The sequence below is a fragment of the Ancylobacter aquaticus genome (assembly GCF_004339465.1).
Lineage (GTDB): Bacteria > Pseudomonadota > Alphaproteobacteria > Rhizobiales > Xanthobacteraceae > Ancylobacter > Ancylobacter aquaticus.
On record NZ_SMFY01000001.1, the window covers coordinates 557,737 to 584,423 of the forward strand.

24 protein-coding genes are annotated in these 26,687 nt (G+C 68.1%); 15 read left to right on the top strand and 9 right to left on the bottom strand.

The window, feature by feature from the left end; genetic code table 11:
* Positions 1–33: 33 nt before the first annotated feature.
* Entirely contained in the window at positions 34–807 is a 774-nt protein-coding gene (locus EV667_RS02590) for a ferredoxin--NADP reductase (RefSeq protein WP_131833765.1), read from the bottom strand.
* A gap of 204 nt (positions 808–1,011) precedes the next feature.
* Between EV667_RS02590 and EV667_RS02595 the strand changes: the two genes are divergently transcribed.
* On the top strand, positions 1,012–1,437 hold the full coding sequence (locus EV667_RS02595) for a VOC family protein (protein WP_207907663.1): 426 nt from the start codon (positions 1,012–1,014) through the stop codon (positions 1,435–1,437).
* Positions 1,438–1,470: 33 nt separating this feature from the next.
* Here the strand turns inward: EV667_RS02595 and EV667_RS02600 are convergent, their stop codons facing one another.
* Positions 1,471–2,955 carry a sensor domain-containing diguanylate cyclase gene (locus tag EV667_RS02600; RefSeq protein WP_131833766.1) on the bottom strand — a complete coding sequence of 495 codons (1,485 nt, stop codon included), beginning with the start codon at positions 2,953–2,955 and terminating at the stop codon, positions 1,471–1,473.
* Positions 2,956–3,207: 252 nt separating this feature from the next.
* On the opposite strand from EV667_RS02600, the gene EV667_RS02605 reads away from it, so the two are divergent.
* Entirely contained in the window at positions 3,208–4,593 is a 1,386-nt protein-coding gene (locus EV667_RS02605; RefSeq protein ID WP_131833767.1) for an aldehyde dehydrogenase family protein, read from the top strand.
* Here the strand turns inward: EV667_RS02605 and EV667_RS02610 are convergent.
* A complete protein-coding gene (locus tag EV667_RS02610) occupies positions 4,556–5,857 on the bottom strand; it encodes an Hsp70 family protein (protein WP_131833768.1) in 1,302 nt (433 codons plus the stop codon). The genes EV667_RS02605 and EV667_RS02610 overlap by 38 nt on opposite strands.
* Positions 5,858–6,257: 400 nt before the next feature.
* Here EV667_RS02610 and EV667_RS02615 point away from each other — a divergent pair, with 400 nt between their 5' ends.
* The gene (locus EV667_RS02615; protein ID WP_131833769.1) at positions 6,258–6,920 is read left to right on the top strand and encodes an exopolysaccharide biosynthesis protein; all 663 of its coding nucleotides are present in this window, start codon (positions 6,258–6,260) and stop codon (positions 6,918–6,920) included.
* A 27-nt stretch (positions 6,921–6,947) separates the two neighbouring features.
* Here the strand turns inward: EV667_RS02615 and EV667_RS02620 are convergent, their stop codons facing one another.
* Complete coding sequence (locus EV667_RS02620) at positions 6,948–7,160, bottom strand: hypothetical protein (protein WP_131833770.1); 213 nt, start codon at positions 7,158–7,160, stop codon at positions 6,948–6,950.
* Between the two features lie 258 nt (positions 7,161–7,418).
* On the opposite strand from EV667_RS02620, the gene EV667_RS02625 reads away from it, so the two are divergent.
* From EV667_RS02625 to EV667_RS02645, 5 genes are all read left to right on the top strand, one after another.
* The gene (locus EV667_RS02625) at positions 7,419–7,859 is read left to right on the top strand and encodes a DUF983 domain-containing protein (RefSeq protein ID WP_131833771.1); all 441 of its coding nucleotides are present in this window, start codon (positions 7,419–7,421) and stop codon (positions 7,857–7,859) included.
* 308 nt (positions 7,860–8,167) lie between these two features.
* Positions 8,168–9,007 (top strand): ImuA family protein, encoded by an 840-nt coding sequence (locus tag EV667_RS02630; protein ID WP_131833772.1) that lies wholly within the window; start codon positions 8,168–8,170, stop codon positions 9,005–9,007.
* An 82-nt stretch (positions 9,008–9,089) separates the two neighbouring features.
* On the top strand, positions 9,090–10,544 hold the full coding sequence (locus tag EV667_RS02635) for a Y-family DNA polymerase (RefSeq protein ID WP_131834980.1): 1,455 nt from the start codon (positions 9,090–9,092) through the stop codon (positions 10,542–10,544).
* Between the two features lie 7 nt (positions 10,545–10,551).
* Positions 10,552–14,085 carry an error-prone DNA polymerase gene (locus EV667_RS02640; RefSeq protein WP_131833773.1) on the top strand — a complete coding sequence of 1,178 codons (3,534 nt, stop codon included), beginning with the start codon at positions 10,552–10,554 and terminating at the stop codon, positions 14,083–14,085.
* A 77-nt stretch (positions 14,086–14,162) separates the two neighbouring features.
* Positions 14,163–14,444, top strand: coding sequence for a hypothetical protein (locus tag EV667_RS02645; protein WP_131833774.1), 282 nt, complete (start codon positions 14,163–14,165; stop codon positions 14,442–14,444).
* A 321-nt stretch (positions 14,445–14,765) separates the two neighbouring features.
* On the opposite strand, the gene EV667_RS02650 is transcribed toward EV667_RS02645, so the two are convergent.
* The gene (locus tag EV667_RS02650; RefSeq protein WP_131834981.1) at positions 14,766–16,100 is read right to left on the bottom strand and encodes an NAD(P)H-dependent oxidoreductase; all 1,335 of its coding nucleotides are present in this window, start codon (positions 16,098–16,100) and stop codon (positions 14,766–14,768) included.
* Between the two features lie 134 nt (positions 16,101–16,234).
* Entirely contained in the window at positions 16,235–17,257 is a 1,023-nt protein-coding gene (locus EV667_RS02655) for a sugar-binding transcriptional regulator (protein ID WP_131833775.1), read from the bottom strand.
* A 173-nt stretch (positions 17,258–17,430) separates the two neighbouring features.
* Between EV667_RS02655 and EV667_RS02660 the strand changes: the two genes are divergently transcribed.
* Positions 17,431–17,880 carry a MarR family winged helix-turn-helix transcriptional regulator gene (locus EV667_RS02660; RefSeq protein ID WP_131833776.1) on the top strand — a complete coding sequence of 150 codons (450 nt, stop codon included), beginning with the start codon at positions 17,431–17,433 and terminating at the stop codon, positions 17,878–17,880.
* On the opposite strand, the gene EV667_RS02665 is transcribed toward EV667_RS02660, so the two are convergent.
* Positions 17,870–18,853 carry a LysR family transcriptional regulator gene (locus EV667_RS02665; protein WP_131833777.1) on the bottom strand — a complete coding sequence of 328 codons (984 nt, stop codon included), beginning with the start codon at positions 18,851–18,853 and terminating at the stop codon, positions 17,870–17,872. The two genes, EV667_RS02660 and EV667_RS02665, sit on opposite strands and share 11 nt — an antisense overlap.
* A 200-nt stretch (positions 18,854–19,053) precedes the next feature.
* On the opposite strand from EV667_RS02665, the gene EV667_RS02670 reads away from it, so the two are divergent.
* The 4 genes from EV667_RS02670 (at position 19,054) to moaB (ending at position 22,395) form a co-directional block, all read left to right on the top strand.
* Positions 19,054–19,986 carry a ring-cleaving dioxygenase gene (locus EV667_RS02670; RefSeq protein WP_131833778.1) on the top strand — a complete coding sequence of 311 codons (933 nt, stop codon included), beginning with the start codon at positions 19,054–19,056 and terminating at the stop codon, positions 19,984–19,986.
* Between the two features lie 177 nt (positions 19,987–20,163).
* Positions 20,164–20,796, top strand: a complete 633-nt coding sequence (locus EV667_RS02675) for an alpha/beta hydrolase (protein WP_131833779.1) — start codon at positions 20,164–20,166, stop codon at positions 20,794–20,796.
* A gap of 95 nt (positions 20,797–20,891) precedes the next feature.
* Positions 20,892–21,806, top strand: coding sequence for a KPN_02809 family neutral zinc metallopeptidase (ypfJ, locus tag EV667_RS02680; protein ID WP_131833780.1), 915 nt, complete (start codon positions 20,892–20,894; stop codon positions 21,804–21,806).
* 25 nt (positions 21,807–21,831) lie between these two features.
* Positions 21,832–22,395 carry a molybdenum cofactor biosynthesis protein B gene (gene moaB, locus EV667_RS02685; RefSeq protein WP_131833781.1) on the top strand — a complete coding sequence of 188 codons (564 nt, stop codon included), beginning with the start codon at positions 21,832–21,834 and terminating at the stop codon, positions 22,393–22,395.
* A 2-nt stretch (positions 22,396–22,397) separates the two neighbouring features.
* Here moaB and EV667_RS02690 read toward each other — a convergent pair whose 3' ends face one another.
* Complete coding sequence (locus tag EV667_RS02690) at positions 22,398–22,985, bottom strand: glycosyltransferase family protein (RefSeq protein WP_131833782.1); 588 nt, start codon at positions 22,983–22,985, stop codon at positions 22,398–22,400.
* A 359-nt stretch (positions 22,986–23,344) separates the two neighbouring features.
* Here EV667_RS02690 and EV667_RS02695 point away from each other — a divergent pair, with 359 nt between their 5' ends.
* Both EV667_RS02695 and EV667_RS02700 read left to right on the top strand, forming a co-directional pair.
* Entirely contained in the window at positions 23,345–24,436 is a 1,092-nt protein-coding gene (locus tag EV667_RS02695) for a PA0069 family radical SAM protein (RefSeq protein ID WP_207907703.1), read from the top strand.
* 89 nt (positions 24,437–24,525) lie between these two features.
* Positions 24,526–24,957 carry a VOC family protein gene (locus tag EV667_RS02700; RefSeq protein WP_131834983.1) on the top strand — a complete coding sequence of 144 codons (432 nt, stop codon included), beginning with the start codon at positions 24,526–24,528 and terminating at the stop codon, positions 24,955–24,957.
* Positions 24,958–25,901: 944 nt separating this feature from the next.
* On the opposite strand, the gene EV667_RS02705 is transcribed toward EV667_RS02700, so the two are convergent.
* The gene (locus EV667_RS02705) at positions 25,902–26,561 is read right to left on the bottom strand and encodes a DsbA family protein (RefSeq protein WP_131833783.1); all 660 of its coding nucleotides are present in this window, start codon (positions 26,559–26,561) and stop codon (positions 25,902–25,904) included.
* Positions 26,562–26,687: the final 126 nt, after the last annotated feature.

Here is a 26,687-nt window from a genome sequence, read left to right on the forward strand (position 1 = left end):
AAAGCGGCGCGCCCCTGAGGCGACCGCATCGCCTCACTTCTCGACGAATGCCTTTTCGATCACGAAGTCGCCCGGCTCCGTGGTCGAGCCTTCCTCGAAGGCTTTTTCCTTGAGAATGACGCGCATGTCGTCGAGCAACTGCGGGCTGCCGCAGAGCATGACGCGGTCGTCCTGCTTGTCGAGGGGGGGCAGGTCGAGATCGGCGAACAGCTTGCCCGAGGTGATGAGGTCGGTGATGCGGCCCTGATTGCGATAGGGCTCGCGCGTCACGGTGGGGTAATAGACGAGCTTTTCCCGCACCAGTTCGCCGAAATAGTCGTTCTCCGGCAGCTCGTTCTCGATGAAGTCCTGATAGGCGAGTTCGCCGACCGTGCGCACGCCATGGACGAGGATGACCTTCTCGTAGGTCTCGTAGGTCTCCGGGTCCTTGATCAGGCTCATGAACGGCGCCAGCCCGGTGCCGGTGGAAAGCAGATAGAGCCGGCGGCCGGGGACGAGATAGTCCACCAGCAGCGTGCCAGTGGGCTTGCGCCCGACGATCACCTCGTCGCCGACCTTGAGGTGCTGGAGGCGCGAGGTTAGCGGTCCGTTCGCCACCTTGATCGAGAAGAACTCTAGCGTCTCCTCGTAATTGGCGCTGGCGATGGAATAGGCGCGCAGCAGCGGCTTGCCGTCCACCTGCAGGCCGATCATCACGAACTGGCCGTTCTTGAACCTCAGCGCCGGGTCGCGCGTGGTGGTGAAGGTGAACAGGTTGTCGGTCCAGTGATGCACCGACAGGACACGTTCGGTGTGAAGATTGCTCATTTACAATCCATATATGTGAAAACTTCCAAACAAACTGGAAGTCGATGTAATTCCCTGGCCACCGTTTACTGCGCATTCGGGCCGGTGTCGACCCTTTGTCACGGCTTTGCGGGCCATTCTCGCCTCGGCTTGCGCGGCGCGTCCCGGATGGGGAAACATGGGTCGCCGGCATGGCCGTGCATCAGCAGGATTAGGGAGGCCCCGATGTTCAGCCACATCATCCTCGGCGCGCGTGATCTTTCCCGGCTGACCGCCTTCTACGACGCGGTGCTGGCGCCGCTTGGTCTGGAGCGGGTCGACGAGCCGTCCGATGGCGGGCCGCCCGGTTCGATGTGGCTGATGCCGGGGCGGCGCTGGCCGCAATTCTTCGTGCAGCTGCCGTTCAACGGCCTGCCAGCGAGCTGGGGAAATGGCACGCAGGTGAGCTTCGCCGCGCCCTCGCCGGCGGCGGTGGACGCGGCGTGGCGGGCGCTTTTGTCGAATGGCGGCATTGATGAGGGAGCGCCGGGCCTGCGGCCGGACTATGCCCCCGACTATTACGGCGCCTATGGCCGCGACCCCGAGGGCAACAAGCTGTGCTTCGTGCATCTGGCCGAGCTGCAAGACCTGACCGTGCGGGCCGGCGCCTGAGGCGGGCACACGCCTGTCTCAAGTGGACGGGGGTCAAAGGCCGGGATCGGCCGGTCGCCGGTCCTCTACCATTTTCGCTTCCGCTCGGCGGACCACCAATTCCAGCCGGTCGCCCGGCGCGCTGGTGGCGAGGCCGAGCGACAGGCTGAGTGTGCTGGCGGAATAGAACTGGTTGTTGAGCACCGCCAGCTCGCGGATGTTCTCCATTACCGCATGTCCCGCTTCCGCATCGGTCCCCGGCATGAGCACCGCGAATTCGTTGCCGGCGATGCGGGCGGCGCAGTGCTGCGGGTCCACAGCCTTGGCGATGATCTCGCCGGCGCGGCGCAGCAGCATGTCGCCGGCGGCCTGGCCGAGATGATCGTTGACCTTCTTCAGGTCGTTGAGGTGAATCATGATGACCGTGACCGGGAACGGCCCGCGACGCTCCAGCCGGTTCAACTCGTCGACATAGAAGGTGCGGTTGCAAAGCTTGGTCAGCACGTCGTGCTTGCCGAGATATTCGAGATAGGCCTCGGCTTTCTTGCGGGCGGTGATGTCGGTGAGCGCCACCTGCACCAGCGACCAGTCGTCCTCATGGCCGGGCAGCACCGAGAACTGCAGATGCACATGCAGCAGCTCGCCGCCCAGCGTGTAGTTGACCACCTCGCGGGTGTCGAAGATCCGGCCGTTCCACAGTTCGATCAGCTGCTCGCGGAAATGGCGCTGCATGTCGTCGCGAAAGATATCCGCCACATTCTCGGTGAGTTCGGCGGTGCTGCCGGCGCCAAACATTTCCAGCGTATGGTGGTTGACCTCGATCACCCGGATTTCGCTGAGGCAGCGCTGCACGAATTCAGGGTGCACATCGGTGAACACCCGGAAATCCTCGATGCCGCGATAACGCAGATCGTCCATCAGCTGCTTGATGGTGGAGAAATCCTCCACCCATAGCGACACCGGCGAGTGCTGAAACAGCCCCTTGGCATAGCGCTCCGCGCTGGCGGCCTGGCGGCGAGCAGTCTCGCGGGCGGTCACATCCTCGGCGGAAAGCAGGACGCGGCCGAGGCTCTCCTCGTAACCGGGCAGGACGATGCCCTTGAGCTGGATATCGAGGCGCTCGCCGGTCAGCGTGTAGTTGACGGCCTGGCTGGCAAAGCTCGTATGCCCGTCCCAGAGCTGCGACAATTCCTCGATATGAGTGACGAGCATGTCGTCGCGAAAGACCTTGTCGAGATTGGCGACGAGGTGGGACAGGCTGCTGGCCTCGAACAGGGTGAGCGTGCGCTGGTTGACCTGCAGCACCTTGATGCGCGCCGAGCACTCGGCCACGCGATCGGGGTGGCCGCGCAGATGGTCGCGCAGCGATGTCACGCCTTCGGCCCGCCAGCGATCGAAAAGCTCGCGCACCGCGCTGAAATCCTCCAGCCACAGCGAGATCGGCGCGAGGTCGAACATGTCCTCATGTTCAGGCCGCGCGGCGCGGGCGGAGACGATTCGCGGCCCCAGCGGCGACACGCTCGACTTGTTCGGCTTCATCGCGGCATACCGATCATGGTCATGAGGGAGGATCGGGAGAGTGTGGCGCCGGTATCGTGGCGCATCATAACGGCAGGCAGGGGGTAATATAAGACCATTCAGTCTGAATTCGGGCGAATTAAGCGAATTGCGGCCCATCTGCAACCCAGGTTGACAGGGGCCCGCGTGGAGCCCTGAGGGCTGTACGAATCCACTCTATCTTATATCTTCCCGCCTGCGGAACGCCATCCGCGAGGCCGTCGCGGGTGTGACATGAACGACATCGTCTGTATTTCGCCGATCGACGGCTCGGAACTGGCCCGCCGTCCCGCCGCCACGCAGGCGGCGATCGAGCGCGCGGTGGCGAGTGCCCGCGCGGCACAGCGCGACTGGCGCCGTGTGCCCATTGCCGAGCGGACGGCGCATGTGCTGCGCTTCCTCGACGCCATGCTGGCGATGAACCAGGAGATCGTGCCCGAACTTGCCCAGCAGATGGGCCGCCCGGTGCGCTATGGCGGCGAGTTCGGCGGCTTCGAGGAGCGGGTGCGCTATGTCGCCGACATGGCGGAGGAGGCGCTGGCCCCGGTCATCCCGCACGACGACCGGCCCGGCTTCACCCGCTACATCAGGCGCGACCCGCTTGGCCTCGTGCTGGTGGTGGCGCCTTGGAATTATCCCTATCTCACGGCGGTGAACACCATCGCCCCGGCGCTGATCGCGGGAAACGCCGTGCTGCTCAAGCATGCCGCGCAGACCCTCCTTGTCGGGGAGCGTTTCCAGATGGCGATGGATCGCGCCGGCCTGCCGCAGGGGTTGTTCGTCAATCTGGTGCTGACCCACGATCAGACCTCCCGCCTCATCGGCTCGGGGGCGGTGGACTTCGTCAATTTCACCGGCTCGGTGGAGGGCGGGAGGGCCATCGAGCGGGCGGCGGCGGGCACCTTCACCCCGCTGGGGCTGGAACTGGGCGGCAAGGACCCCGCCTATGTCAGGGCCGATGCGAATCTCGATTTTGCGGTGGCGAACCTCGTGGACGGGGCCTTCTACAATTCCGGCCAGTGCTGCTGCGGCATCGAGCGCATCTATGTGCACGAAAGCCTCTATGACCGCTTCGTCGACGGTTTCGTGGACCTCACCTCGAACTACGTGCTCGGTAACCCGCTTGATGAGGCGACGACGCTAGGGCCGATGGCGCAGAAGCGCTTCGCCGACCTCATTCGCGGCCAGATCCGCGAGGCGGTGGACCGGGGCGCGACGTCCCATATCGATCCCGCCGCCTTTCCCGCCGACAGGGAAGGCACGCCCTATCTCGCGCCGCAGGTGCTGACCGGGGTCGATCATTCCATGTCGGTCATGCGGGACGAGAGCTTCGGCCCGGTGGTCGGCATCATGAAGGTTAAGGGCGATGAGGACGCACTGGCGCTGATGAACGACAGCGCCTACGGCCTCACCGCCTCGGTCTGGACCACCGACCTTGAGGCGGCCGAGCGGCTGGGCAGCGAGATCGAGACCGGCACCGTGTTCATGAACCGCTGCGACTATCTCGACCCGGGCCTCGCCTGGACCGGGGTGAAGGACACCGGGCGCGGGGCCTCGCTCTCGCGCATCGGCTTCGAGAACCTCACGCGACCGAAGTCCTTCCATCTGCGCCACGGCTGAATTTGCCGTAGCGGCGCGCGGCCTCGATGGCGAGGCCGGTGCCGACCGAGCCGAACGTGTCGCCCTCCACCGTGCGCGCCTGCGGCACGGTCGCGCGGATGGCGGCGCGCACATGGGCGAGCCGGGTGGACCCGCCGGTGAGGAACAGCGCGTCGATGTCGCCCGCCTTCAGCCCGGCCTGATCGAGGCAGAGGCCGACCCGCCGGGCGATGCGATCGGCCAGGCCCTTTGTGTGGGCGACGAGTTCGTCCGGCGTCACCCCCACCGACAGCCCCGCTTCCAGCCAGCTGAGATCGACCCGGGCCTCCTTGGCTTCGGCTAGCGCGATCTTCGCCGCCTCGGCCTCCATCGCCAGCGTATGGCCACGCTGCTCCTCGATCACCCGGATGAGGCGCTCCACCCGGTGCGGCTCGGCCGCCTCGCGCCGCACCTCGTTGAGTTCGCGCACGGTCCTGGGCGTGTAGAGCCGGTTGATGCTCGACCAGGTCGCCAGTTCGTGGAAATAACCGCTCGGCACATCGCGGCCGGGGCGCTTCATCGGGCTGCGATAGCCCAGCAGCGGCATCAGCGCGCCAAGGCTCAGCGTGCGGTCGAAATCGGTGCCGCCGATCCGCACGCCGTCATTGGCGAGGATATCGTCGGTACGGTCCTCGCGCCCCCGGCGCCCTTCGCCCAGCCGGACGATGGAGAAATCCGACGTGCCGCCGCCTATATCGGCAATGAGCGCGATTTCCTCGCCCGCCACCTGCTGCTCATAGTCGAGCGCGGCGGCGATGGGCTCGAACTGGGTGGAAATCTCGCGGAAGCCGATATCGGCGGCGATGGTGCGCAGCGTGTCCTCCGCCTTGCGATTGGCGGCCACATCGTCATCGACGAAGAACACCGGCCGGCCGAGCACCACGCTGGCCAGCCCGGTGCCGGCATCGTCTTCCGCCCGCGCCTTCACCGCCCTGAGATAATCGGCGATCACCTCGCGAAAGCCGATGGCGCGGCGGCCGATCTGGGTCTTCTCCTCGATCAGCGCGCTGCCCAGCACCGCCTTGAGCGAGCGCATCAACCGTCCGTCCTCGCCCTCGACATAGCGGGCCATGGCGGCGCGGCCGATGGCGAGCGCGCCCTGCCGGTCGTAGAAAACCGCGCTCGGCACCGTGGTCATGCCGTCCTCCAGCGCCGCCAGCACCGGGCCGCCCTCGCGCCAGAAGGCCAGCGTGGTGTTGGACGTGCCGAAATCGAGGCCGCAAAATGGGGTGGGGCCGAAATTCATGCAAAAGCTCCCGCCGGAAGGGGCGCCTTCCTAAAGGCTTCGCTTCGCATCTTCAACTGACATGATGTTGACGGAGCCGGCCGGAGAGGCCACAGCTTGGCAACATTCATAGGGAACAACGCCGTGACGCTGCACAATTGGACGATGAAGCACTCGATCGCCGTGGTGGTCATCACGCTTGTGGCTGTCGGCGCCTTCCTGTTCAGCTGGACCTGAGCAGCGGCTTGTGGCCCGGGGTTCTCGTCCGAGCTTCTGGCCATTGTCACATTCCGTCCCTATGTGAAGGAAAGGTCCCGTCGCGGGCCTGATCTGGGGTGCGCCGACCCGCCTGTCCTGTCTTCGCGGCGGGCGGGGCGATCGTCCCGGTCTCCAGGTTCCCCCGGGAGGAGTGTCGTCCGCCGTGCTGTCCCCGCCGCCGACCGAAGACCGTGCCGAAGACCGGCAGACCGCCGGGCCGGACGCGGCATTGCGCCTGTCCGAGGTGCTGAACGGCATTGCGGCGGATGAATCGCGAGAGCGCATTGCGGTGGGCGATTTGCTGAAGGTGATGCAGGAGCGGGCCTTCGGGCCGCTGATGCTGATCTTTGCGCTGCCCAACGCGCTGCCCACCCCGCCCGGCACGTCCTCGGTGCTCGGCGCGCCGCTGGTCTTCCTCACCGCCCAGCTCGCGCTCGGCTGGTCGCCCTGGCTGCCGCCGATCATCGCCCGCCGCTCCATCGCCCGCAAGGATTTCGCCGCCTTCGTCGCCAAGGCGACGCCCTGGCTCGCCCGGGCGGAGAGGCTGCTGCGGCCACGCCTCGGCGTGCTCGCGCACCCGCCGGCGGAGAATATCGTCGGGGTGATGTGCTTCGTGCTGGCGGTGGTACTGGTGCTGCCGATCCCGCTTGGCAACATGCTGCCGGCGCTGGCCATCTGCATTCTCGCGCTCGGCATCCTGGAGCGTGACGGGATATGGATCCTCACCGGTATGGCGGTGGCCGTCGCCTCGCTCGGCGTCGTCTCGGGCGTTGTCTGGGCCTTCATCAAGACCGGGCTGTTCCTGCTGCACCAGCTGATCGGCTGAGCGTGGGGCGGCCCTGCGCCGGCCGGTTCAGCCCTGCGCGCGGGCGTTCTCCAGCGCGCGGGTCAGCATGTCGAGGCATTCATGCGCCTGCTCCTGGCCGCTCGCATCGCCGCGCAGCCGGAAGGCGATGTCGCGCAGATCGCGTATGGCAACATCGACGGCGGTGAGGATGTCGATATCGAGGTCGCCCTCGCTCTCGGGAGCGGGGACACGGACGGGGAACGGGACAACGTTACTCATGCGACTTCAGGACTCGTGTTCGGCGAATCGCCGTGGCGTTTATCCCCGGAAACATGCCCGCAATTGGTTAATGACCCGCTCCCGTTACCGGCCTTGCGCGTTTTCGCGACGGTTTGGCGGCGACGAACTGAAATGCGGTCAATATACAGTCAATATAATATTGTATTGACATTGAATGCGTCACTGACTAGTTTTTGAATGTACCGTGCGCCGTCAGTGCGCTTGCGTCGATGAGTGCCGGCGCGCAGGAGAACCGCCATGTCCGCCCGCTTGCCTTCCGTGCCGGCCGCCGACCGGCACTATGCCCGGCTGTCGCCCTTCACCTGCGGCATGCGTGCCTGCTGCCCGCGCTGCGGCGAGGGCAAGCTGTTCGACGGGTTCTTGAAGCTGGCGCCGCGCTGCGAGGTCTGCGGCCTCGATTATTCCTTTGCCGACCCGGCGGACGGCCCGGCCTTCTTCGTCATCTGCTTCGTCTGCGTGCCGGCGGTGATCTTCGGCCTGTGGCTGGAAGTGGCATTTCAGGTGCCCTACTGGGTCCACCTCGTCACCACACTGCCGGTGCTGCTGCTGACCTGCATTCCGCCGCTACGCCCGCTCAAGGGCTGGATGGTGGCCAGCCAGTTCTACTACAGGGCCGAGGAAGGCCGCCTCGTCACCGCCGACGAAGCGGCGCACGCCACTTCAGTTACTCGCGAGTAAGGGGCGCCCCGGTGCCGCCCTGGCGCGCCGTTCTCGCGGCGATGACGCTCTCCCGGCAGCCTGTTCTTGGCGCCGCTGAGGCCGTTCCTGTTCAACGCTTCGGCTCTGTGGCGCCGGCACCCTTACGAACCTGAACCCTTACGAATATGTCGCTTGCTGGCACTCTGCCGGCAACGTGCTGTGGACGTTTCGGGCGGCGCGGCCGGTGGATACCCCAAGCAGGGGTGAGGCTCTCACTGATGGCTTGACTCTCGGCGCGGATGGAGTCGTTTTAAGTAGGAACAAAACATGAACGATGAAAGCCCCCCATGGATCCGATCCGCGATGTGGCGGCGCTGAGGAAGAGGCTCGCCGGGCTGGAGGGCGCGCGTCTGCCCGGCGTCGGTTCGTCCTTCTGCCTTGGCGCTGCCGGGCCGGAGGCGGGCGGCGTGCGTCTCGCCCGCGGCGCCCTGCATGAGGTGCAGGCGGCGGCGAGCGCCGACATGCCGGCGGCCACCGGCTTCGCGCTGGCGCTGGCGCTGCGGGCCGTGCGCCGTGGCGGGGCGGAAGGGCGGCCCTTGCTGTGGGTGCGCCAGGATATGGCGGAGGCTGAGTTCGGCCGGCTCGATGCGCCGGGCTTCGCCGCGCTCGGCCTTGACCCGGCGCGCCTCATCCTGGTGCGGGCGCGCGACGGGGCGGAGGTGCTGCGCGCGGCCGGCGACGCGGTGCGCTGCGCCGGCCTTGGCGCGCTGCTCATCGAGATATGGGGCACGCCGAAGGCACTCGACCTCACCGCCACGCGGCGCCTCGCCTTGCGGGCGGCGACCTCCGGGGTGACGAGCTTTCTGCTGCACAGGACCGCGCAGCCGGCCCCCACGGCTGTGGCGACGCGCTGGCGGGTGACGCCGGCGGCCTCGGCGCCGCTGGCGGGTGACGCGCCAGGCGGGCCTTCCTTCCACGCCACCCTGCTGCGCCATCGCGGCGGTGAGGGCGGGCGACCGGTGGAGGGCGGCGACTGGATATTGGAGTGGGACCATGAGGCCTGTACCTTCCGCGACCTCGACCCGCTATCTCGCGCTGTGGTTCCCGTTCCTGCCGGCCGACCGGATGGAGCGGCTGCGCAGGAGGCGGGGCGGGGCGAGGTCGTTGCGCTGCGCCGCGCCGGCTGAGGGCGCGAGGGGAGGGGGGCGTGCGGGCGATCCAGCGCTCGACGATCCCCTTGCCCCGGCGCCGCTGGTCTTCGTCGAGAAGGTGCAGAACGCGCTGCGTCTCGCCGCCGTCGACCGTGCCGCGCGCCGGGCCGGGCTCACCCCCGGCCTGACGCTGGCGGATGCGCGCGCCCGCGTGCCCGGGCTCGCGGTCATCGACCATGACCCTGCCGCCGATGCCGCCTTTCTGGAGGAGGTGGCGGATGATTGCGATCGCTGGACGCCGCTGGTGGCGCTCGACACCCCCGAGGGGGTGCCGGACGGGCTGATCCTCGACATCACCGGCTGCGCGCATCTGTTCGGCGGCGAGGCGGCGCTGCGCACGCGCCTGCTCACCCATCTTCAGCGCCATGGCGCCAGTGCGTTCGCGGTGATTGCCGGCACGCCCGATGCCGCGCGGGCGCTGGCGCGTTCGGGGCAGGGGGGCGTGGGGCGCTCGGGCGTGGTGCCCCCGGGCGGGGAGGCTCAGGCGGTCGCCGGCCTGCCCGTCGCCCGGCTGGGCGTGAGCGCGGAGATCGTCACCGGGCTTTCCCGCGCCGGGCTCAAGACCATCGGAGACCTTGCCGCTCGCCCCGGCACGCCCCTCGCCGCCCGCTTCGGCAGGGAGCTTCTCACCCGGCTGGAGCGCACGCTGGGGCGCGAGGATGTGCGCCTTGTGCCGCGTCGCCCGCTGCCGGAATGCATCGCCGAACGACGTTTTGCCGAGCCCATCGCCCGCACCGCTGACATCGAGGCGACGCTCGCACGTCTGGTCGACGACCTCGCCCTGATGCTGGAGGCGCGGGCGATGGGCGGGCGGGCCTTCGAGGCGTGCTTCTTCCGCACCGATGGGGCGGTGCGGCGGTTGAAGATAGAGACGGCGCGGCCCCTGCGCGACGGGGTGGCGCTTGCCCGGCTCTGGCACGAGCGGATCGAGGCGCTTGCCGATCCGCTCGACCCCGGCTTCGGCTTCGATCTGGTGCGGCTCGGCGTGATACGGGCGGAGCCGCTCTCCCCCGCACAGGTGAGCCTCGACGGCCGCGCGGTGGAGGAAGAGGAAGTTGCGGCGCTGGTCGACCGGCTTGGCGTGCGGCTGGGCCGCGAGCGGGTGCTGCGTTTCCTCCAGCGCGACACCCACGACCCCGACCGCGCCAGCGCGCTGGTGCCGGCGGGTGGAGTTCCGCTGCCCGCGCCCTCGCCGCCCCCCGAGGCGCTGGTGCGCCCGCTGACGCTGTTCGACCCGCCCCAGCCGGTGGAGGCGCTGGCCGAGGTGCCGGACGGCCCGCCCTTGCGCTTCCGCTGGCGGCGCGTGGTGCATGAGGTCGCCCGTGCCGAGGGGCCCGAGCGCCTCGCCGCGGAATGGTGGCGGCGGCCGGAGGCGGCGCCGACCCGCGACTATTACCGGGTGGAGAACCGCGAGGGCCGGCGCTTCTGGCTGTTCCGCGCCGGCCTGTACGAGCGCGAGGCGCAAGGTGAGGCTGGCCCGCCGCGCTGGTTCCTGCACGGCCTGTTTCCGTGAGGCGATGATGCACCCACATGCACGCGCGCTCCTCTACGCGGAACTCGTCGCCGCCTCGAACTTCTCCTTCCTGCGCGGCGCCTCCCACGCGGTGGATCTGGTGGGGCAGGCGATCGCACTCGGCCATGCCGGGCTCGGCATCGCCGATCGCAACACCGTGGCCGGCGTGGTGCGGGCGCATGCGGCGGTGAAAGAGATCGAGGCGCGGTACAGGGGATTCTGGGAGGCGCGGAAACAGGCGACATTTCTCCAGGATGACGACGCGTCTGCGCCCGCTACGCCGCGAAGCCTGGCGCGGGGCGGGGCCGCATCCTCTCCCGACGGAAAGACGCAGCAGGAGGAAGAGGCGGAGGAGGACATTCTCGCTCTTCTCCTGCGCCCCCAGGCCGAGGCGGCGGCCGATGCCGGCCGGGGGGCGGAACTTCCCTTCACCCTTGCCGTTGGGGCCCGGCTGGTCTTTGCCGACGGCACGCCCGACATCGTCGCCCATGCGCAGACGCGGGCCGGCTGGGCAAGGCTGTGCCGGCTGCTCACGACAGGCAATCTGCGGGTTGGGAAAGGTGAGTGCCGGCTTTTGCTCGACGACCTGCTGGCCGATGCCGGCGGGCTGTCGCTCATTCTGATGCCGCCTGATGATATGCCGGCTAAGGGCCTGCCGGCCCTTGCCCCTTTTCTGGCCAAGCTCGACGAAGCGGCACCCGGCGCGCTGTGGCTCGGCGCGGCGATGCGCCGGCGCGGCGACGACCGGCGCCGGCTGGCGGGGCTGAAGGCGCTGGCGGCAAAGGCGAGGGTGCCGCTCATTGCCACCAATGACGTGCTCTACCACCATCCCGACCAGCGCGACCTGCAGGATGTGCTCACCTGCATCCGCGAAGGCGTCGCCATCGAGAGCGCGGGGCGGCGGCTAGAGGCCAATGCCGAGCGCCATCTTAAAAGCCCGGGCGAGATGGCCCGGCTGTTCCGTGAGGCGCCCGACGCGCTGGAGGAGATTGCGGCTTATCTCGCCCGCCTCGATTTTTCCCTTGGCGAGCTGAAATATGAATACCCGCAGGAGCCGGTGCCGCCCGGCTACACCCCGCAGGGCCGGCTGGAGGAGCTGACCTTCCAGCGCGCCGCCCTCCGCTATCCCGACGGCGTGCCCGACAAGGTGGAGCGCCAGCTCAAAACCGAGCTCGGCCTCATCGACGAGCTCGGCTACGCCCCCTATTTCCTCACCATCCGCGATATTGTCGATTTCGCCAAGAAGCGCGGCATCCTGTGCCAGGGGCGCGGCTCGGCGGCCAATTCGGCGGTGTGCTTTGTCCTCGGCATCACCGCTGTGGACCCCGCCACCAGCAATTTGCTGTTCTCCCGCTTCATCGCCCGCGAGCGTAACGAGCCGCCCGATATCGACGTCGATTTCGAGCATGAGCGGCGCGAGGAGGTGATCCAGTATATTTATGAGCGCTATGGCCGCGAGCGGGCGGGCATCGTCGCCACGGTCATCTCCTATCGCCCGAAAAGCGCGATCCGCGATGTCGGCAAGGCGCTCGGCCTCACCGAGGACGTCACCGCCCGCCTCGCCGGCACGGTGTGGGGCAGCTGGGGCAAGGAAATCGACCAGCGCCAGGCGCGCGAGGCCGGGCTCGACCCGTCAAACCCGCTGGTGGCGCGGGCGCTTGGCCTTGCCACGCGCCTGCTCGGCTTTCCCCGCCACCTCTCCCAGCATGTCGGCGGCTTCGTGCTGACCCAGCACCGGCTCGACGAGACGGTGCCGATCGGCAAGGCGGCGATGAAGGACCGCACCTTCATCGAGTGGGACAAGGACGATATCGACACGCTCGGCCTCTTGAAGGTGGATGTGCTGGCGCTCGGCATGCTCACCTGCATCCGCAAGGCGCTGGACCTCCTGCGCGCCCATGAGGAAACCGACTGGGGCCTTGCCGAGGTGCCGCGCGAGCAGGCCGATGTCTACGACATGCTGTGCGCGGGCGATTCCATCGGCGTGTTCCAGGTGGAGAGCCGGGCGCAGATCAACATGCTGCCGCGCCTGAAGCCGCGCCGGCTATACGATCTCGTCATCCAGGTCGCCATCGTCCGCCCCGGCCCGATCCAGGGGGATATGGTGCACCCCTATCTGCGTCGGCGCGACAGGCTGGAGAAGGTGGACTATCCCTCGCCAGCGCCGCCGCATCCCCCCGGCGAACTGCGCGAGGTGCTGTCGCGCACGCTGGGCGTGCCGCTGTTCCAGGAACAGGCGATGCAACTCGCCATGGTGGCGGCGGAATTCACCGATGTGGAGGCCAACCATCTGCGCCGCGCCATGGCGACCTTCCGCCATCACGGCACCATCGGCACCTTCCAGAAGCTGCTGGTCGAGCGGATGAGCGCGCGCGGCTACGATCCCGCCTTTGCCGCCCGCTGTTTCGAGCAGATCAAGGGCTTCGGCGAGTATGGCTTTCCCGAAAGCCACGCCGCTTCCTTCGCCAAGCTGGTCTACATCTCCGCCTTTCTGAAATGCCGCTATCCCGCGATCTTCGCCGCTGCGCTGCTCAACTCCCAGCCCATGGGCTTCTACGCCCCGGCGCAGATCGTGCGCGACGCGCGTGAGCATGGGGTCGAGATCCGCTCGCCGGATGTGAATTACAGCTTCCACGACAACACGCTGGAGCGCGACGCGCCCGGCGTGCCGCTGGCCCTTCGGCTCGGCCTGCGCCAGCTCGATGGCTTCAAGGAGGCGTGGAGCCTGCAGCTTGCCGACGCGCGGGAGCGGGGCTTCCTGCACGATATCGAGACTCTCGCCCATCGCTCGCGCCTGCCGGTGGCGGCGCTGGCCAAGCTGGCGGATGCCGATGCCTGCCGCTCCATGGGGCTGGACCGGCGCGAGGCCGCCTGGGCCATGCGGCGCCTGCCGGACGATGAGCCGCTGCCGCTGTTCGCGGTGGCGCAGGCGCGCGAGCTTGGCACGGATGCGGACGCGCATTTGCCGCTCATGCCGCTGCCCGAGCAGATCGCCGTCGACTACCAGACCACGCGCCTGTCGCTGAAGGGGCATCCCATGGGCGTTCTGCGCCCGCTCTTCGCCGCCGAGGGGGTGGCCTCCAGTGCGGAGATCGCAGGGGTGCGCGATGGTGCCCGGGTGCGGACGGCAGGCATCGTGCTGGTGCGCCAGCGGCCGGGCAAGGGCAACGCCATCTTCATGACGCTGGAAGACGAAACCGGCATCGTCAACGTGCTGCTGTGGACCCGCCAGTTCGAGCGCTACCGGGCGGAGGTGATGGGCGCGCGGCTGGTGGTGGTCGAGGGGCGGGTGCAGAAGAGCAAGGAGGGCGTCATCCATGTGATGGGCGAGCGGGTGTTCGACCGCACCGGCGACCTCGCCCGCCTGTTCGAGGATGTGCGCCAGATGCCCTCGCCGCAGGCCGATCCGGGACAGGACGAGCGGGTGCGGGGCGGGCCTGATGCACCGCCGGCCGCCGGGCACCTGCTGGCCGGCCGTCGCACCCGTCAGGGCCACCCGCGCCAGGTGCGCGTGCTGCCCAAGTCGCGCGATTTCCATTGAGAGAACATCACGGCGTGCCTGTCGCGTGCTGCGGGTTCGATGCTAAACGGGGGGCGACACATACGAAGGAGATACCCATGGCCGAGCGCTTTGACGACTGGGAGAAGGACGACAAGGGGCATCTGAAGGTGTGGCCGATGCTCGCCTTCACCACCGCTTTGTTCGGGACCGAAAAGGTGGGCCTGCGCCTGGAGATCGGCGCCCAGCAGCCCAAGCCCGGCGAGCCGGTGCCGGCCCTCCAACTGGTGCTCGACCCCACCCAGGTGCGCCAGCTCGCCGAGGCGCTAGCCGAGGCCGAGGCGCGGCTCGTCGACGCCCGCTTCACCACCCTCGCCAACTCTCCTCCCGGCAGCGCCTGAGACCAGCCGGTCCACCTCCTGAGCTGCCGTCATGCCCGGCCCTGCGCCGGGCATCTGCGACCTACCTCACGCCTTATGGTTGCGTCATGACGGGGAACGACGTGGGTGGCCGGGGCAGGCCCGGTCCTGACGGTGTGCCGGGCGGCGGCCCGGGCGATGCGCCCGCCGTCCTGCGCCGCGAGAAACGGCGCGCCGGGCCACCTGCCCGCATAGCCTCCTCACGCCGACGTGCCGGCCGCCAGCCGGCCTCGACGCGCGCAGCGGCGGTTCCGGCGCGGTCCTGCTGACCGTCCGGGATGACGTCTTCGCCGGCCGGTCCGCCTAAGCTGCCAGGAACTGCGCGTCGGCCTGGTCCAGGCGACGGCGGATCTGGGTGACGATGAGCTGCTCGTCGGGCAGGCAATTGTCATAGGTCAGCCGCTCGCCGGCCTTGACCGGCTTCAGCACCCGGGCGCGTTCGGCAAGGCCCAGCGGCAGGGCGAAGCTGTCACGGGCGTCGCGCCAGCTCATCGTGTAACCGCGATAATCATATTCGCCGATCCGGCCGAGCAGCGCGCCGGGCACGAGGTCGCGCTTGGCCACCGCCGTGCACTCGGCCACGGGATGGTCGAGCACCTCCATGTCGCGGGTGCCGTGCATCACCGCGCGCACCGCCGAGAGCGGCACTTCCAGGCTGGTGAGGTGAAACGGGCGTATCAGCGCGAAGCAGGGGCCGGGCCCGACCTTGAGGTCGGCCATGCGCTCGGTCACCCGGTCATGGCGCGGCTTGACGATGCAGAACACGCCGGGCGCCACGCCCTTGCCGAGGGTGAAGTCCACCACGCCGGAGCGCGAGAGGATGCCGCCATCCTCCTTGGTGCACAGCACCTGCGCCAGCACGTCGCGGTCCGCCGCCGGGCCGTGCATGCCCGGCACGTCGGGCACCAGCCCGGTGGCATTGGCGAGCGCGGTCATCTCCACCATGGTCTTGGAGCCATCGACGAACTCGACCAGCATGCGCGGATTCATGTTGCGCGCCTTCGCCTCCGCCTCGAACTCGTCGGGGATGGCGTCGGGCTTGAAAGCGTTGTTCTTGGCCTTGCCGGCGCAGACGATCTCGAAACCGAGAGCCTGCGCGAAGCCGATCAGCTCGATGGTGGCCGCCGGCTCGTCACCTGCCGCCCCGGTGAGCACGACCCCCGCCGCCCGAGCTTCCTGCTTGAGGTAGCGGCCGATTGTGATGTCGGCTTCCACGCTCAGCAGCACCACGTGCTTGCCGTTGCGGATCGCCTCCAGCGAGACCAGCGTGCCGATATTGGGACTGCCGGTGGCGTCGATCACCACGTCGACATGGCCGGAGGCGCACATGGCGCGGTAGTCGTCGGTGATAGCGAAGTGGCCGGCCTCGATGGCGCGGTCGATGGAGGCAGGCGACGAGGCGCTGACGATGTCCTCGCGCCGGTGGCCGGCCATCAGCGCGGCGTCGATGGCGACCTGCGCGTTCAGCTCGACCACCGCGCCAATGCGGACCCCCGGCATGAGGGCGGCCTGCACAATGAGGTCGGTGCCCATCTGGCCGGCGCCGGCGAGGCCGATCGTTACCGGCCCGTGCTTGGCGGTCCACTGTTCCAGTTCGGCGGCGATCCCTGTCCGCACGATCCCGCTTGCACCGAGCATAGTTGCACCGAGCATACGCCCAACCCTTCCCTGAGGCGCGCCTACGCCTTTCGGCGCATGCGTCATTGTTCTTCGGTACTCGACATTTGTTCCGAGGCAAAGGGCGCGCGCGCCGGCATCCCGCGCTTCCGCGTTCAGTAAGTGGCGCCGGCCTCTTCCAGTACCGCTGCGGCGGTGATCTCGTCGGTGATGAAAACGGTGGGGCGCAGCATGCGCAGCGCGGCAAGCGCAGCCCTGGCCTTGCCCGGCCCACCGGAGGTGAGAATGCGCTCCGGGGTGGCCTGCAACGTCTCGATCGGGATCGACATGACGCGGGTGTTGATCGGGTGGTCGACCGGCCGGCCCTCGATGTCGATGAAATTATAGACCACGTCGCCCACCGCGCCGGCGGCGATCAGCGAGGCCCAGTCGGCATCGGAGAAGAAGCCGAAGCGCAGCGAGGTGCTTTCCGATTCCATCTCGCCGACGCTCAACACCACCGCGTCCATCTCACGGGCGAGGGCGTAGACCGTGCCGAGGCCGCAGCGCTCGATCAGCGCCTGCTTGGTCTCGACGCTGTCGACGATGGCGGGGGCGGCGATCAGATGGCAATCGGCCTGGAACAGCCGCGAAAGCTGCCAGGCGAATTCGGAAGGGTTGTACTGCTTGGCCTTGGTGATGCCGCCCAGCAACGAGATGACGGAGAGGTTGGTGACCGCCTTCTCGTCGATGAAGCCGAGCGCGCGCATCAGCGTGCGGCCCCAGCCGAAGCCGATCTTCATGTCGGAGCGGATGAGGTCGGAGATGAACAGCCCGGTGGCCGCCCCTATGGCGCTGGTGGCATCGGCGAAGGGGCCGGAGACCGGGGCCACCACCGCCTCGCGCAGCCCGAACGCCTTCTGCAGGCCCATTTCCAGCCGTGGCAGTTCGGCGATCTCGCGGCTGAGCGAGATTTTCACCTCGTTAAGCTGGCGGGCATCGGCGAGCAGGCGCACCACGGTGACGCGGCCGATGTCCAGCGCCTCGGCGATGGCGCTCTGCGTCATGCCCTCGACATAGTACATCCAGGCCGCGCGCAGCCGCAGCCGTGCCGAGCGCCGGCCGGTCGGGCTCAGATCGGCGAGCGAGGGCGCCTCGCTCAGGCCGTCCGGCCTGGTCGTCGCAGCTCCACCCGACATAAGCACCTCATCGCCCGCATCACGTCTGCGCCTGCTATAGAGGACGCTGGCGCCATCTTCAAACCGGGTTCCACGGCCGGCCCGGAAATCGAGCCGGCGTTACGCAAAAACCCGCTTGTCGCCGGCGCTGGCCTGGCGCACGGTGCCAATCTTGAGGCACGCATGGTTCCGATATGTCCAACACCGATAACACGCTCAAGCTCAAGGACTTTCTCTGCTTCGCGGTCTATTCGGCCAATCACGCCTTCAACCGCGTCTACAAGCCGATGCTGGACCGGCTGGGGCTGACCTATCCGCAATATATCGCCATGGTGACGCTGTGGTCCGAGGAAGGGTTGACCGTTGGCCAGATCGGCGAGCGGGTATTGCTGGAGACCAACACGCTGACCCCTCTGCTCAAGCGGCTGGAGAGCGCCGGGCTGGTGCGCCGGGTGCGCGACGCGGCCGATGAGCGGCAGGTGCGGGTCTATCTCACCGACAAGGGCCGGGCGCTGCGCTGCGAGGCCGAGCGGGTTCCCGCCGAAATGGGCGTGTGCCTCGACCATGATTCGCAGGAACTGCGCCAACTGACCAGCGATCTCAGCCGGCTGCGCGACCGGCTGCTGGCGCGCCTCAAGCCGTAGCGTCGGCCGCTGGCGCAAGCGGTTCCAGCGCGGCTTTGTCCGGCCCGCTCTCCCCCGGGAGTTCGATCTGCCCTTCGATGAAGCGCCGGTGCCGGGCGATCTCGCCGGCGAGAAAGTCGAGGAAGGCCCGCACGCGCGGCGAGTGGCGCAGGTCCGGATGGGTCAGCAGCCACAGATCGGCCGCGTAATCATTGTTCGGCGGCCCCAGCCGCACCAGCGAGGGCCGGGCATCGCCGATCAGGCACGGCAGGTGGCCGATGCCGATGCCGGCCTCCACCGCCTCGGCGATGCCGAGCACGCTGTTGATCTTGTAGGCGACCTTGTCGGCGGCGACGTTTTCCTGAACGAACTTGACCGTCTTCAGGGAGCCGAGACTGTCGCCCAGCGACACCCAGTTGCTGGTCTCCAAGTGCTCCGGCGTCACCGCGCGCGGCTCGGGGAAATCGAGGGCACGGCCATACAGCGCCCAGGCGATGCGCGCGACACGCCGGCCGACGAGATTCTCGGGAGGATTGTCGGTGGCACGGATGGCGACGTCGGCGTCGCGCTTGGACAGGTTCAGCGGCTGGTTGCTCAGCACGATGTCGAGCCGCACCTCCGGGTAGCGCTCGCGGAAGGTAGCGAGCATCGGCATCAGCAGGTGGATGAGCAGCGAATCCGGCGTCGTCACGCGCAATTCGCCCGAAGGCGCCGGCTCGCGGCCGGCCAGCTTGCGGCCGACGGCGGTGATCTCCTCGTCCAGCCGGTTGGCCAGCGCCACCATTTCCTCGCCGGCCGGGGTGAGCGCGTAGCCGGTGCGGTGGCGCTCGAACAGCAGCGTGCCGAGTTGGTCCTCGATCTGCTTGAGCCGGCGGAACACCGTGGAATGGTTGACGTTCATCGCCATGGCGGCCGCCGGCAGGCCGCGCGCATCGGCCACCGCCTTGATCAGCCGGAAGTCGTCCCAGCCAAGGTTCTTGAACGGCTCGGCCATGCGTTCCTCACTGGGGTGTCGGCTTAAATCGCTGCGCCGATGCGGGATTTTTCCCTGTCGGCCAGCTTGTCCGCGCGATTGACGATAGCAGCACAGATGAGATTGCGTCAACGCAATTGATAAGGGCTGGCATTGCGTCGTTGCCGGGTTATCTCTTGTCGCAAGGAGAGCGCCGGTTGCGCTCACAAGAGGGCAAGATCATGAACCGCAATGGCATCCATCATGTGACGGCGATCGCCGGCAATGCGCGCCGCAATGTCGAGTTCTACACCCGTACGCTCGGCCTGCGGCTGGTGAAGAAGACCGTGAACTTTGACGATCCCGGCACCTACCACCTCTATTACGGCGACGAGGTCGGCGCGCCCGGCACCATCCTCACCTTCTTTCCGTGGGACCATGTCGCGCCCGGCCGGCTCGGTATCGGCGAGGCGCAAGAGACCGCGTTCCGCGTGCCGGAAGGTTCCATCGGTTACTGGACACAGCGCTTTGTCGAGAAGGGCGTGGCGCACAGCGCGCCGGTGAAGCGCTTCGGCGAGAGCGTGCTGGCCTTCAAGGACCCGCACGGCATGCGCCTCGCGCTGGTCGGTGTGCCCGGCGCCGAGAACGAGACGGCCTGGCTCGGCACCGACGTTCCCGCTGAGAACGCCATTCGCGGCTTTCACAGCGTGAACCTGCTGCTGGCCGAGGCGGCGCCCACCGGCGCCATCCTGACCGATGTGTTCGGCTTCTCCGAGATTGGCCGCGAAGGCTCGCTGGTACGCTTCAAGGCGGAGGGTACGGAGGTCGGAGGAATCGTGGACATCCATGAGGCCGGCGGCTTCCTGCCCGCCCGCATGGGCGGCGGTTCGGTGCACCACATCGCCTTCCGCGCCGCCGATGACGCGGCCGAGTTCGCCATGGTGAAGAAACTGGCGGAGAACCACGGCATCGCCACCACGGAGCAGAAGGACCGCAACTACTTCCGGTCCATCTACTTCCGCGAGCCCGGCCACGTCCTGTTCGAGATCGCTACCGACATTCCCGGCTTCGCGGCCGACGAGCCGGCGGCGACCCTCGGCGAAGCACTGAAGCTGCCGGACTTCCTTGAGAAGCGCCGCAGCCAGATAGAGGCCGTGCTGCCCGAGCTCGCGTGAACCGACGGCGCCGCCCTTGAATCGGGCGGCGCCACCCACGCCTTGTCGCTTCCCCTCATGGCCGGGCTTGACCCGGCCACCCGGGAATGCGCCCCGCGCTCGCTGGGACGTTAGATCCCCGAGTCACGCCGGGATGAGGGAAATATTGGTTTGGGCCCGAACTCTCAGGAGGCCGTCATGACCGACGCCGCGCTTTCCTTCGTGCATCGCTTTGAGCCTGCCACCCGGCAGGATGCTCCCCCTCTGCTGCTGCTCCACGGCACCGGCGGCGACGAGAACGACCTGATCCCGCTCGGCGACATGATCTCGCCGGGCTCCGCGCTGCTGTCGCCGCGTGGAAAAGTGCTGGAAGGCGGGATGCCGCGCTTCTTCCGTCGCCTGCGCGAGGGCGTGTTCGACGAGGACGATTTGCGCGCTCGTGCCGCCGAACTCGCCGGCTTCATCGCGCAGGCGCGGGCGGCCTACGGGCTCGCCGCGCCCATCGCGGTGGGGTTCTCCAACGGCGCCAACATCGCCGCCGCGCTGTTGCTGACGCAACCGGGCGTGCTCGCCGCTGCCGTGCTGATGCGGGCCATGGTGCCGCTCGCCAACCCGCCGGCGGCCGATCTTGCAGGCAACCGCGTGCTGCTGCTTTCGGGAGCGTTGGACCCCATCGTGCCGGAAGAGAATGCCGCCCGTCTCGCCGGGCAGTTGCGGGCGGCCGGGGCCGACCTCGACCACCGCGTGCTGCCGGCCGGACATGGCCTCTCGCAAGCCGACCTGACGCTCGCCCGCCAGTGGATCGAGGCCCCTGCGCGATCCGCGGCGTAGGGGCGGCGGAACCGGATGCCTCCCGGCGCATTGCTGCCTTGCTGCGGGTGCTTCACACTGCGCAAGGCAGCGGACCTGTGCGGCGGAGGTAGGGGATGCGTTGGGAAGATTTCCGGCGGAGCCGTAATGTCGAGGACCGGCGCGGGCAGGGCGGTGGCCTTGGCGGCCGGCTTGGCGGCGGCGGTATGGGACGTGGCGGGCTCGGCATTGGCGGGCTGATCATCGTCGGCCTCATCGCCTGGGCCACCGGCATCAACCCGGCGGTGCTCATCGGCGGTGCCGAAATACTGCTGGGCGATGGCAGCAGCACCAGCCAGCAGACATCGCCGCAGGGCCAGAACGCGCCGGCGCGCACGCTCAGCACCGAGGACCAGAAGCTCGGCGACTTCGCGGCCGTCGTGCTGGCCCAGACCGAAGATGTGTGGACCCCACTGTTCAAGGGCGAGGGCTCGGCCTATCGCGAGCCGGGCTTGGTGCTGTTTTCCGGCGCCACCCGCTCGGCTTGCGGCTCGGCCAATTCCGCAGTCGGGCCGTTCTACTGCCCGCGCGACCAGAAGATCTATCTCGACACCGCCTTCTTCACCGAGCTGAACAAGCGCTTCAACGCGCCGGGCGATTTCGCTGCCGCCTATGTCATCGCCCACGAGGTCGGCCACCATGTGGAGAACCAGATCGGCTTGCTCGAACAAGTGCAGACGCGCCAGCGCCAGGCTTCGCCCACTGAGGCCAACGCGCTCTCGGTGCGGGTCGAACTGATGGCCGACTGCCTCGCCGGGGTGTGGGCGCACCACGCCAATGCGCAGTGGCGTATTCTCGAAGACGGCGATATCGAGGAGGCAATGAACGCGGCCGCCGCCATAGGCGACGACCGCCTGCAAAAGCGCCAGCAGGGCTATGTGGTGCCCGACAGCTTCACCCACGGCACCTCCGCCCAGCGGGTAAAGTGGTTCAAGCAAGGGCTCGACAAGGGCTCGCTGAAGCAGTGCAACACCTTCCAGGGCGCCATTTGAACGTGCCCCGCGCAAAGGCCGACCTATGATGCCGGACACAAGTGAAACGCCGTTCGTGCCGCTTTCCATCGCGGTGCTGACCATTTCGGACACACGAACACAGGCCGATGACCGTTCCGGCAACACGCTGGTCGAGCGCATCGCACAGGCCGGCCACGCGCTCGCCGCCCGCGCCATCGTGGCCGATGATATCGAGGCGATCCGGGCGCAGGTTTCCGGCTGGATCGCTGATGCGGGCGTCGATGTCGTGATCACGACAGGTGGCACCGGCTTCACCGGCCGCGACGTGACCCCCGAAGCGGTGGAACCGCTGTTCGAGAAGCGCATGGAAGGCTTCTCGACCGTGTTCCACATGGTGTCCTTCGGCAAGATCGGCACCTCGACCCTGCAGAGCCGCGCCACCGCCGGCGTCGCCAATTCCACCTATGTCTTCTGTCTTCCGGGCTCGCCGGGTGCCTGTCGCGACGGGTGGGACGAAATCCTCGTCCACCAGCTCGACATCCGCCACAAGCCTTGCAATTTCGTCGAGATCCTTCCCCGACTCGACGAGCACCTCAAGCGCGGCAAGCTGCGCGCGCCGGTAGGCTGACGTCAGCCTCCATCCGGCAGCAGGATTTGCGAGCGCAGCAAGATCAGTCGCTTGCGCCCCACCCGCGCCAGCAGGCGGCGATCTGCGTGCGGCCCCGGTGTATGGCCTCCCAGCGCGTCATAGAGCCGGCGATGGACCAGCAGTCCCTGTTCCGGGCGCGGCCGGCCGGTGATGGCGTGGCGCATCACGGCGGCGGCTTCCCGCACCCGCGGCGAGACGCCGAACCCGTCCAGCGCCAGCCGGAAGGTGGCCGCCCGCCGCTCGGTGGCGCCGGTCCGCTCGACCTGGTCGGTGAAATTGCGCACCTCGCGCGACCAGCCTTCCTGCAACAGGCCGGTTGGTTCCAGGAAAAGCAGCCAGGAAGCCCGCGCCGCCGCAGCCCCCTGGCGCAGCCGCGCCCCGTGATCGGCCGGTCCGGCCAGATACTCGCAGCCGGCGGCGTCGGCGATTTCGGCGACGTCTCCAGACATCGCCGAATCGACCAGCAGCACTTCGCGCACCAGCCCGGCGGCGGCGCCCGGCACCAGCGAGGCGAGGGTTGGAATCAGCCGCTTGGCGCCCGTACCTGTGGGAATGACGACCGAGATCACGCCGTGGCCACCCTTGATGATCCGGGTCTGGAGAAGGCCGGGAAGGCGTCCCGGGCCTGACGGAGAAAGCCTTTCCTGCCTATCGCACCGTTTTGCGCCCGTACAGCCCGGCTGTCGCAATTCAGTCAATGTTCTTGATATGTTCTCAAGGCTGCGTTAGAGAGAAAGTCTGCGCTGGAGATTCTGCCATGCAACGCACCGCTTCCGATCAGCCCTCCGGCCCACTCCTGCCCCCTGCCGCTCCCCGGCATCTGGGACGGCTGGCGCAGCAGCGCCGTGACGCCCGCGCGCAGGAGCGGGCGGAGGTCGCCCGTGACCTCACCGGCCTGTCCGATATCGACGCGGTTGCGCCTCCGCCCATGCCGGACTGGATGGTGGAGGAGAATCGCCGGCGCGGGCGGGGCGCCCTGTCCAATGCGGCCGGCCGCTTCGAGCCGCACAGCCGGGAACGTTTCGACGATGGCTGGCAGGGGCTGGACGATCTGCCGCCCTTCCGCACCAGCGTGACGGTGGAGAAGCCGCGAACCATCATCAACCGCAATGAATCTCCCGATGTCGGTTTCGATCGCTCGATCAACCCCTATCGCGGCTGCGAGCATGGCTGTGTCTATTGTTTCGCGCGGCCCACCCACGCCTATCAGGGCCTTTCGGCCGGGCTGGATTTCGAGACAAAGCTGTTCGCCAAGCCGGACGCGCCGGAGCTTCTCGCCAAGGAACTGTCGAAGCCGGGCTATGAGCCGCGCACCATCGCGCTTGGCATCAATACGGACGGCTACCAGCCGATCGAGCGCGAATGGCGGCTCACCCGGCGCATCCTGGAAGTGCTGCGCGATTTCGGCCATCCGGTCGGCATTGTCACCAAATCGGCGCTGGTGGTGCGCGACCTCGATATTCTTGGCCCCATGGCGGAGAAAGGGTTGGTCAAGGTGGCGCTGTCCATCACCACGCTCGATGCCAAGCTGGCGCGGATCATGGAGCCGCGTGCGGCGACGCCGCAACTCCGTCTGGACACGCTGCGCCGGCTTTCCGAGGCGGGCGTGCCGACCGCCGTGCTGGTGGCGCCGGTGATCCCTGCCGTCACCGACGCGGAACTGGAGCGCATTCTCGATGCGGCGGTGGCTGCGGGCGCGTCGGAAGCGGGCTATGTCATGCTGCGGGTGCCGCTGGAAATTCGCGACCTCTTTCGCGAATGGTTGCTTGCTCATTTTCCCGACCGTTACCGCCATGTGCTTTCGCTGCTGAAGGAACTGCATGGCGGGCGCGAGTATGATTCGACCTTCGGCCAGCGCATGACGGGCACCGGCCCCTATGCCTGGACGCTGGCGCGGCGCTTCGAGATCGCCAGCGAGCGGCTCGGGCTCAACCGCCGCCATATCCGCCTGACCACCCGCCATTTCACCCGCCCGCCGCAGAAGGGCGAGCAATTGTCGTTGTTTGGAGAAGCCATATGAGCGGGCAGGGCGATATGGAGCGGGACGAGCAGGAAGCCGGCGTGGCGGCGGGTGCTCTGGCGACCGAACCGAAGGCGATGGCACGCGCAATGCCGCCTCTGCGGCTCTCGCTGGTGACGCTTGGCGTGGCCGATCTCACGCGGGCGGTGGCCTTCTATGCGGCGCTGGGGCTGGAGCGGCGGGTGAAGGAGGCCACGGGCGCCGCCTTCTTCGATGCCGGCGGCGTGGTGCTCTCGCTCTATCCGCGTACCGAGCTTGCCGCCGATGCCGGCGTGCTGGCGGGCCGCCCCGGGGCGTTCGGCGGCATCGCTCTGGCGTGCAACCGGACAAGCCGGTCGGAGGTCGACACCACGCTGATCCGCGCGGTGGCGGCGGGCGGGCGGGCGCTGCGGCCCGCGCAGCCGACGTTCTGGGGCGGCTATTCCGGTTATGTCGCCGATCCCGACGGGCACCCCTGGGAGATCGCCCACAATCCCGGTTTCCCCTTCGACGCCGCCGGCCGCATCGTCCTGCCGGAGTGATGGCGATCCCCGCGGAGGGCTATCGGGTTTGAACGGAAAGGACGCCACGAAGCGGCGGGAGCCGGACTGTGTCACGGGCCGCGCTTGCCATGCGGGGGCCTGCCGCTGCTGTCGCCGGGGCTGCCGTCGGGAAGAGCGGCAATATCGGTCCAGGAATGACCACGCGCCGGGCGTCCACTCCAGCGACGGGCGTTGTGGCGGGTGCTACCCGCCCGTCCCGACGCCAGCCGTGCAACCGGAGGCACGGGGTGAGGGGCGCGACGTCGGCGAGAAGGCCCGCCGGCGCAAAGGTCCGCCGGCGCAAAGGTCCGCCGGCTCCATGGCTTGGGGTCGGTTTGAAAAACCCCTTGTAGGCGGTCATTCCGGCCGCAGCTGAAGGCCGAAAGCCGGGATTTTCTACCTGGAACCGCCGTTGGCTTGGATAGGAACTGCGGTCCACCCGGCAAGATGCGTGTGATGAAATGTCCAAACGGACTACTTGAGCACGCGCCAACAGCGCGCATCGCAAGGTGATCGGTTAGTTTCTCTATCTGTAGTCGATCATCAGCTTACCGATCGGATTGCTCAAATCCGCACAGATCGCGCTGCGGCGCAGCCGCACCCTCGAAGCGTGTGCCGGGGCGGGGGCAGGGCGCAGACGCCGCCCCGCCTGTCACGCGGTTCCCCATTTTGCGGCGGTCGGCTGCAAGCGGCCGAGTGTCGGCGACCTGCGACCTGCGACCCGCTGGCGCTGAACTTCGCACCGAACTGTCGAAGATCGTCCCCGGCCGCGTCTCCACCGAAGTGGATGCCGACCCCTCCAAACACGGCCTGGCAGGTACGCGATACCGTCCGCGCGTGACGTGCCTGTCGGGCGCGCGGCAACCCTTGAATGCCCGGCGCGCGGCCGCGCCGGGCGAAGGGTCATTTCCGTGGTTGGCCACCTAGGCCCCGACGGCCGGGCGTCAGTTGGCGCCGAGCAGCGGCGCCAGTTCCTTGTCGAGCTGTTCCGGGCTCAGGGCGCCGGACACCTTCTTGCCGTTGATGAAGAAGGTGGGGGTGGAATCGATGCCGAAATCGGTGGCGCCGCGCTTGGCGACTTCGTCGATCTGGCCGGCCAGCGCGGTGTCGTTGAGGCAGGTGTTGAACTGTTCCTCGGTCATGCCACTCTGCTTGGCAATCGCGAGGAGGGCCTGCGCCGGATTGTTCGAGAACGCCCAGTTCTTCTGGGTCTCGAACAGCGTGTCGGTCATCGGGTAGTATTTTCCCTCGCCGCCGCAGCGCGCCAGCATGAAGGCCGCCTTGGCGACGATGTCGAGCGGGAACTCGCGCAGGATGAAGCGCACCTTGCCGGTGTCGATGTATTTTTCCTTCATCACCGGATAGGTGGTCTCGTGGAAATGCGCGCAGTGGCCACAGGTCAGCGAGGCATATTCGACGATTGTGACCGGGGCATCCGCCTTGCCGAGCACCTGGTCGGGCAGGGCGCCCGGCGCCATCAGCTTCTCGGTGTCGACGGTCTGCGCTTCCGCGCGGCCAATCAGGCTACCGCCCAGCGCCTTGAAGGCGGCGAGTGTGAGGGCGAGGGCGCCTATACTTTCGAGGAAGCGACGGCGGTCGATCATTGTCGGTCTCCAGAACCAGCCGGACGTTCGCGCCCGCCTTGAATGCCTGTGTGTTTTATCCGCGTCTTGCGTCTGTCTCTAGCGCCTACAACCCGCACGCCGTTCTGGCAACGGGGCGGCGCCACC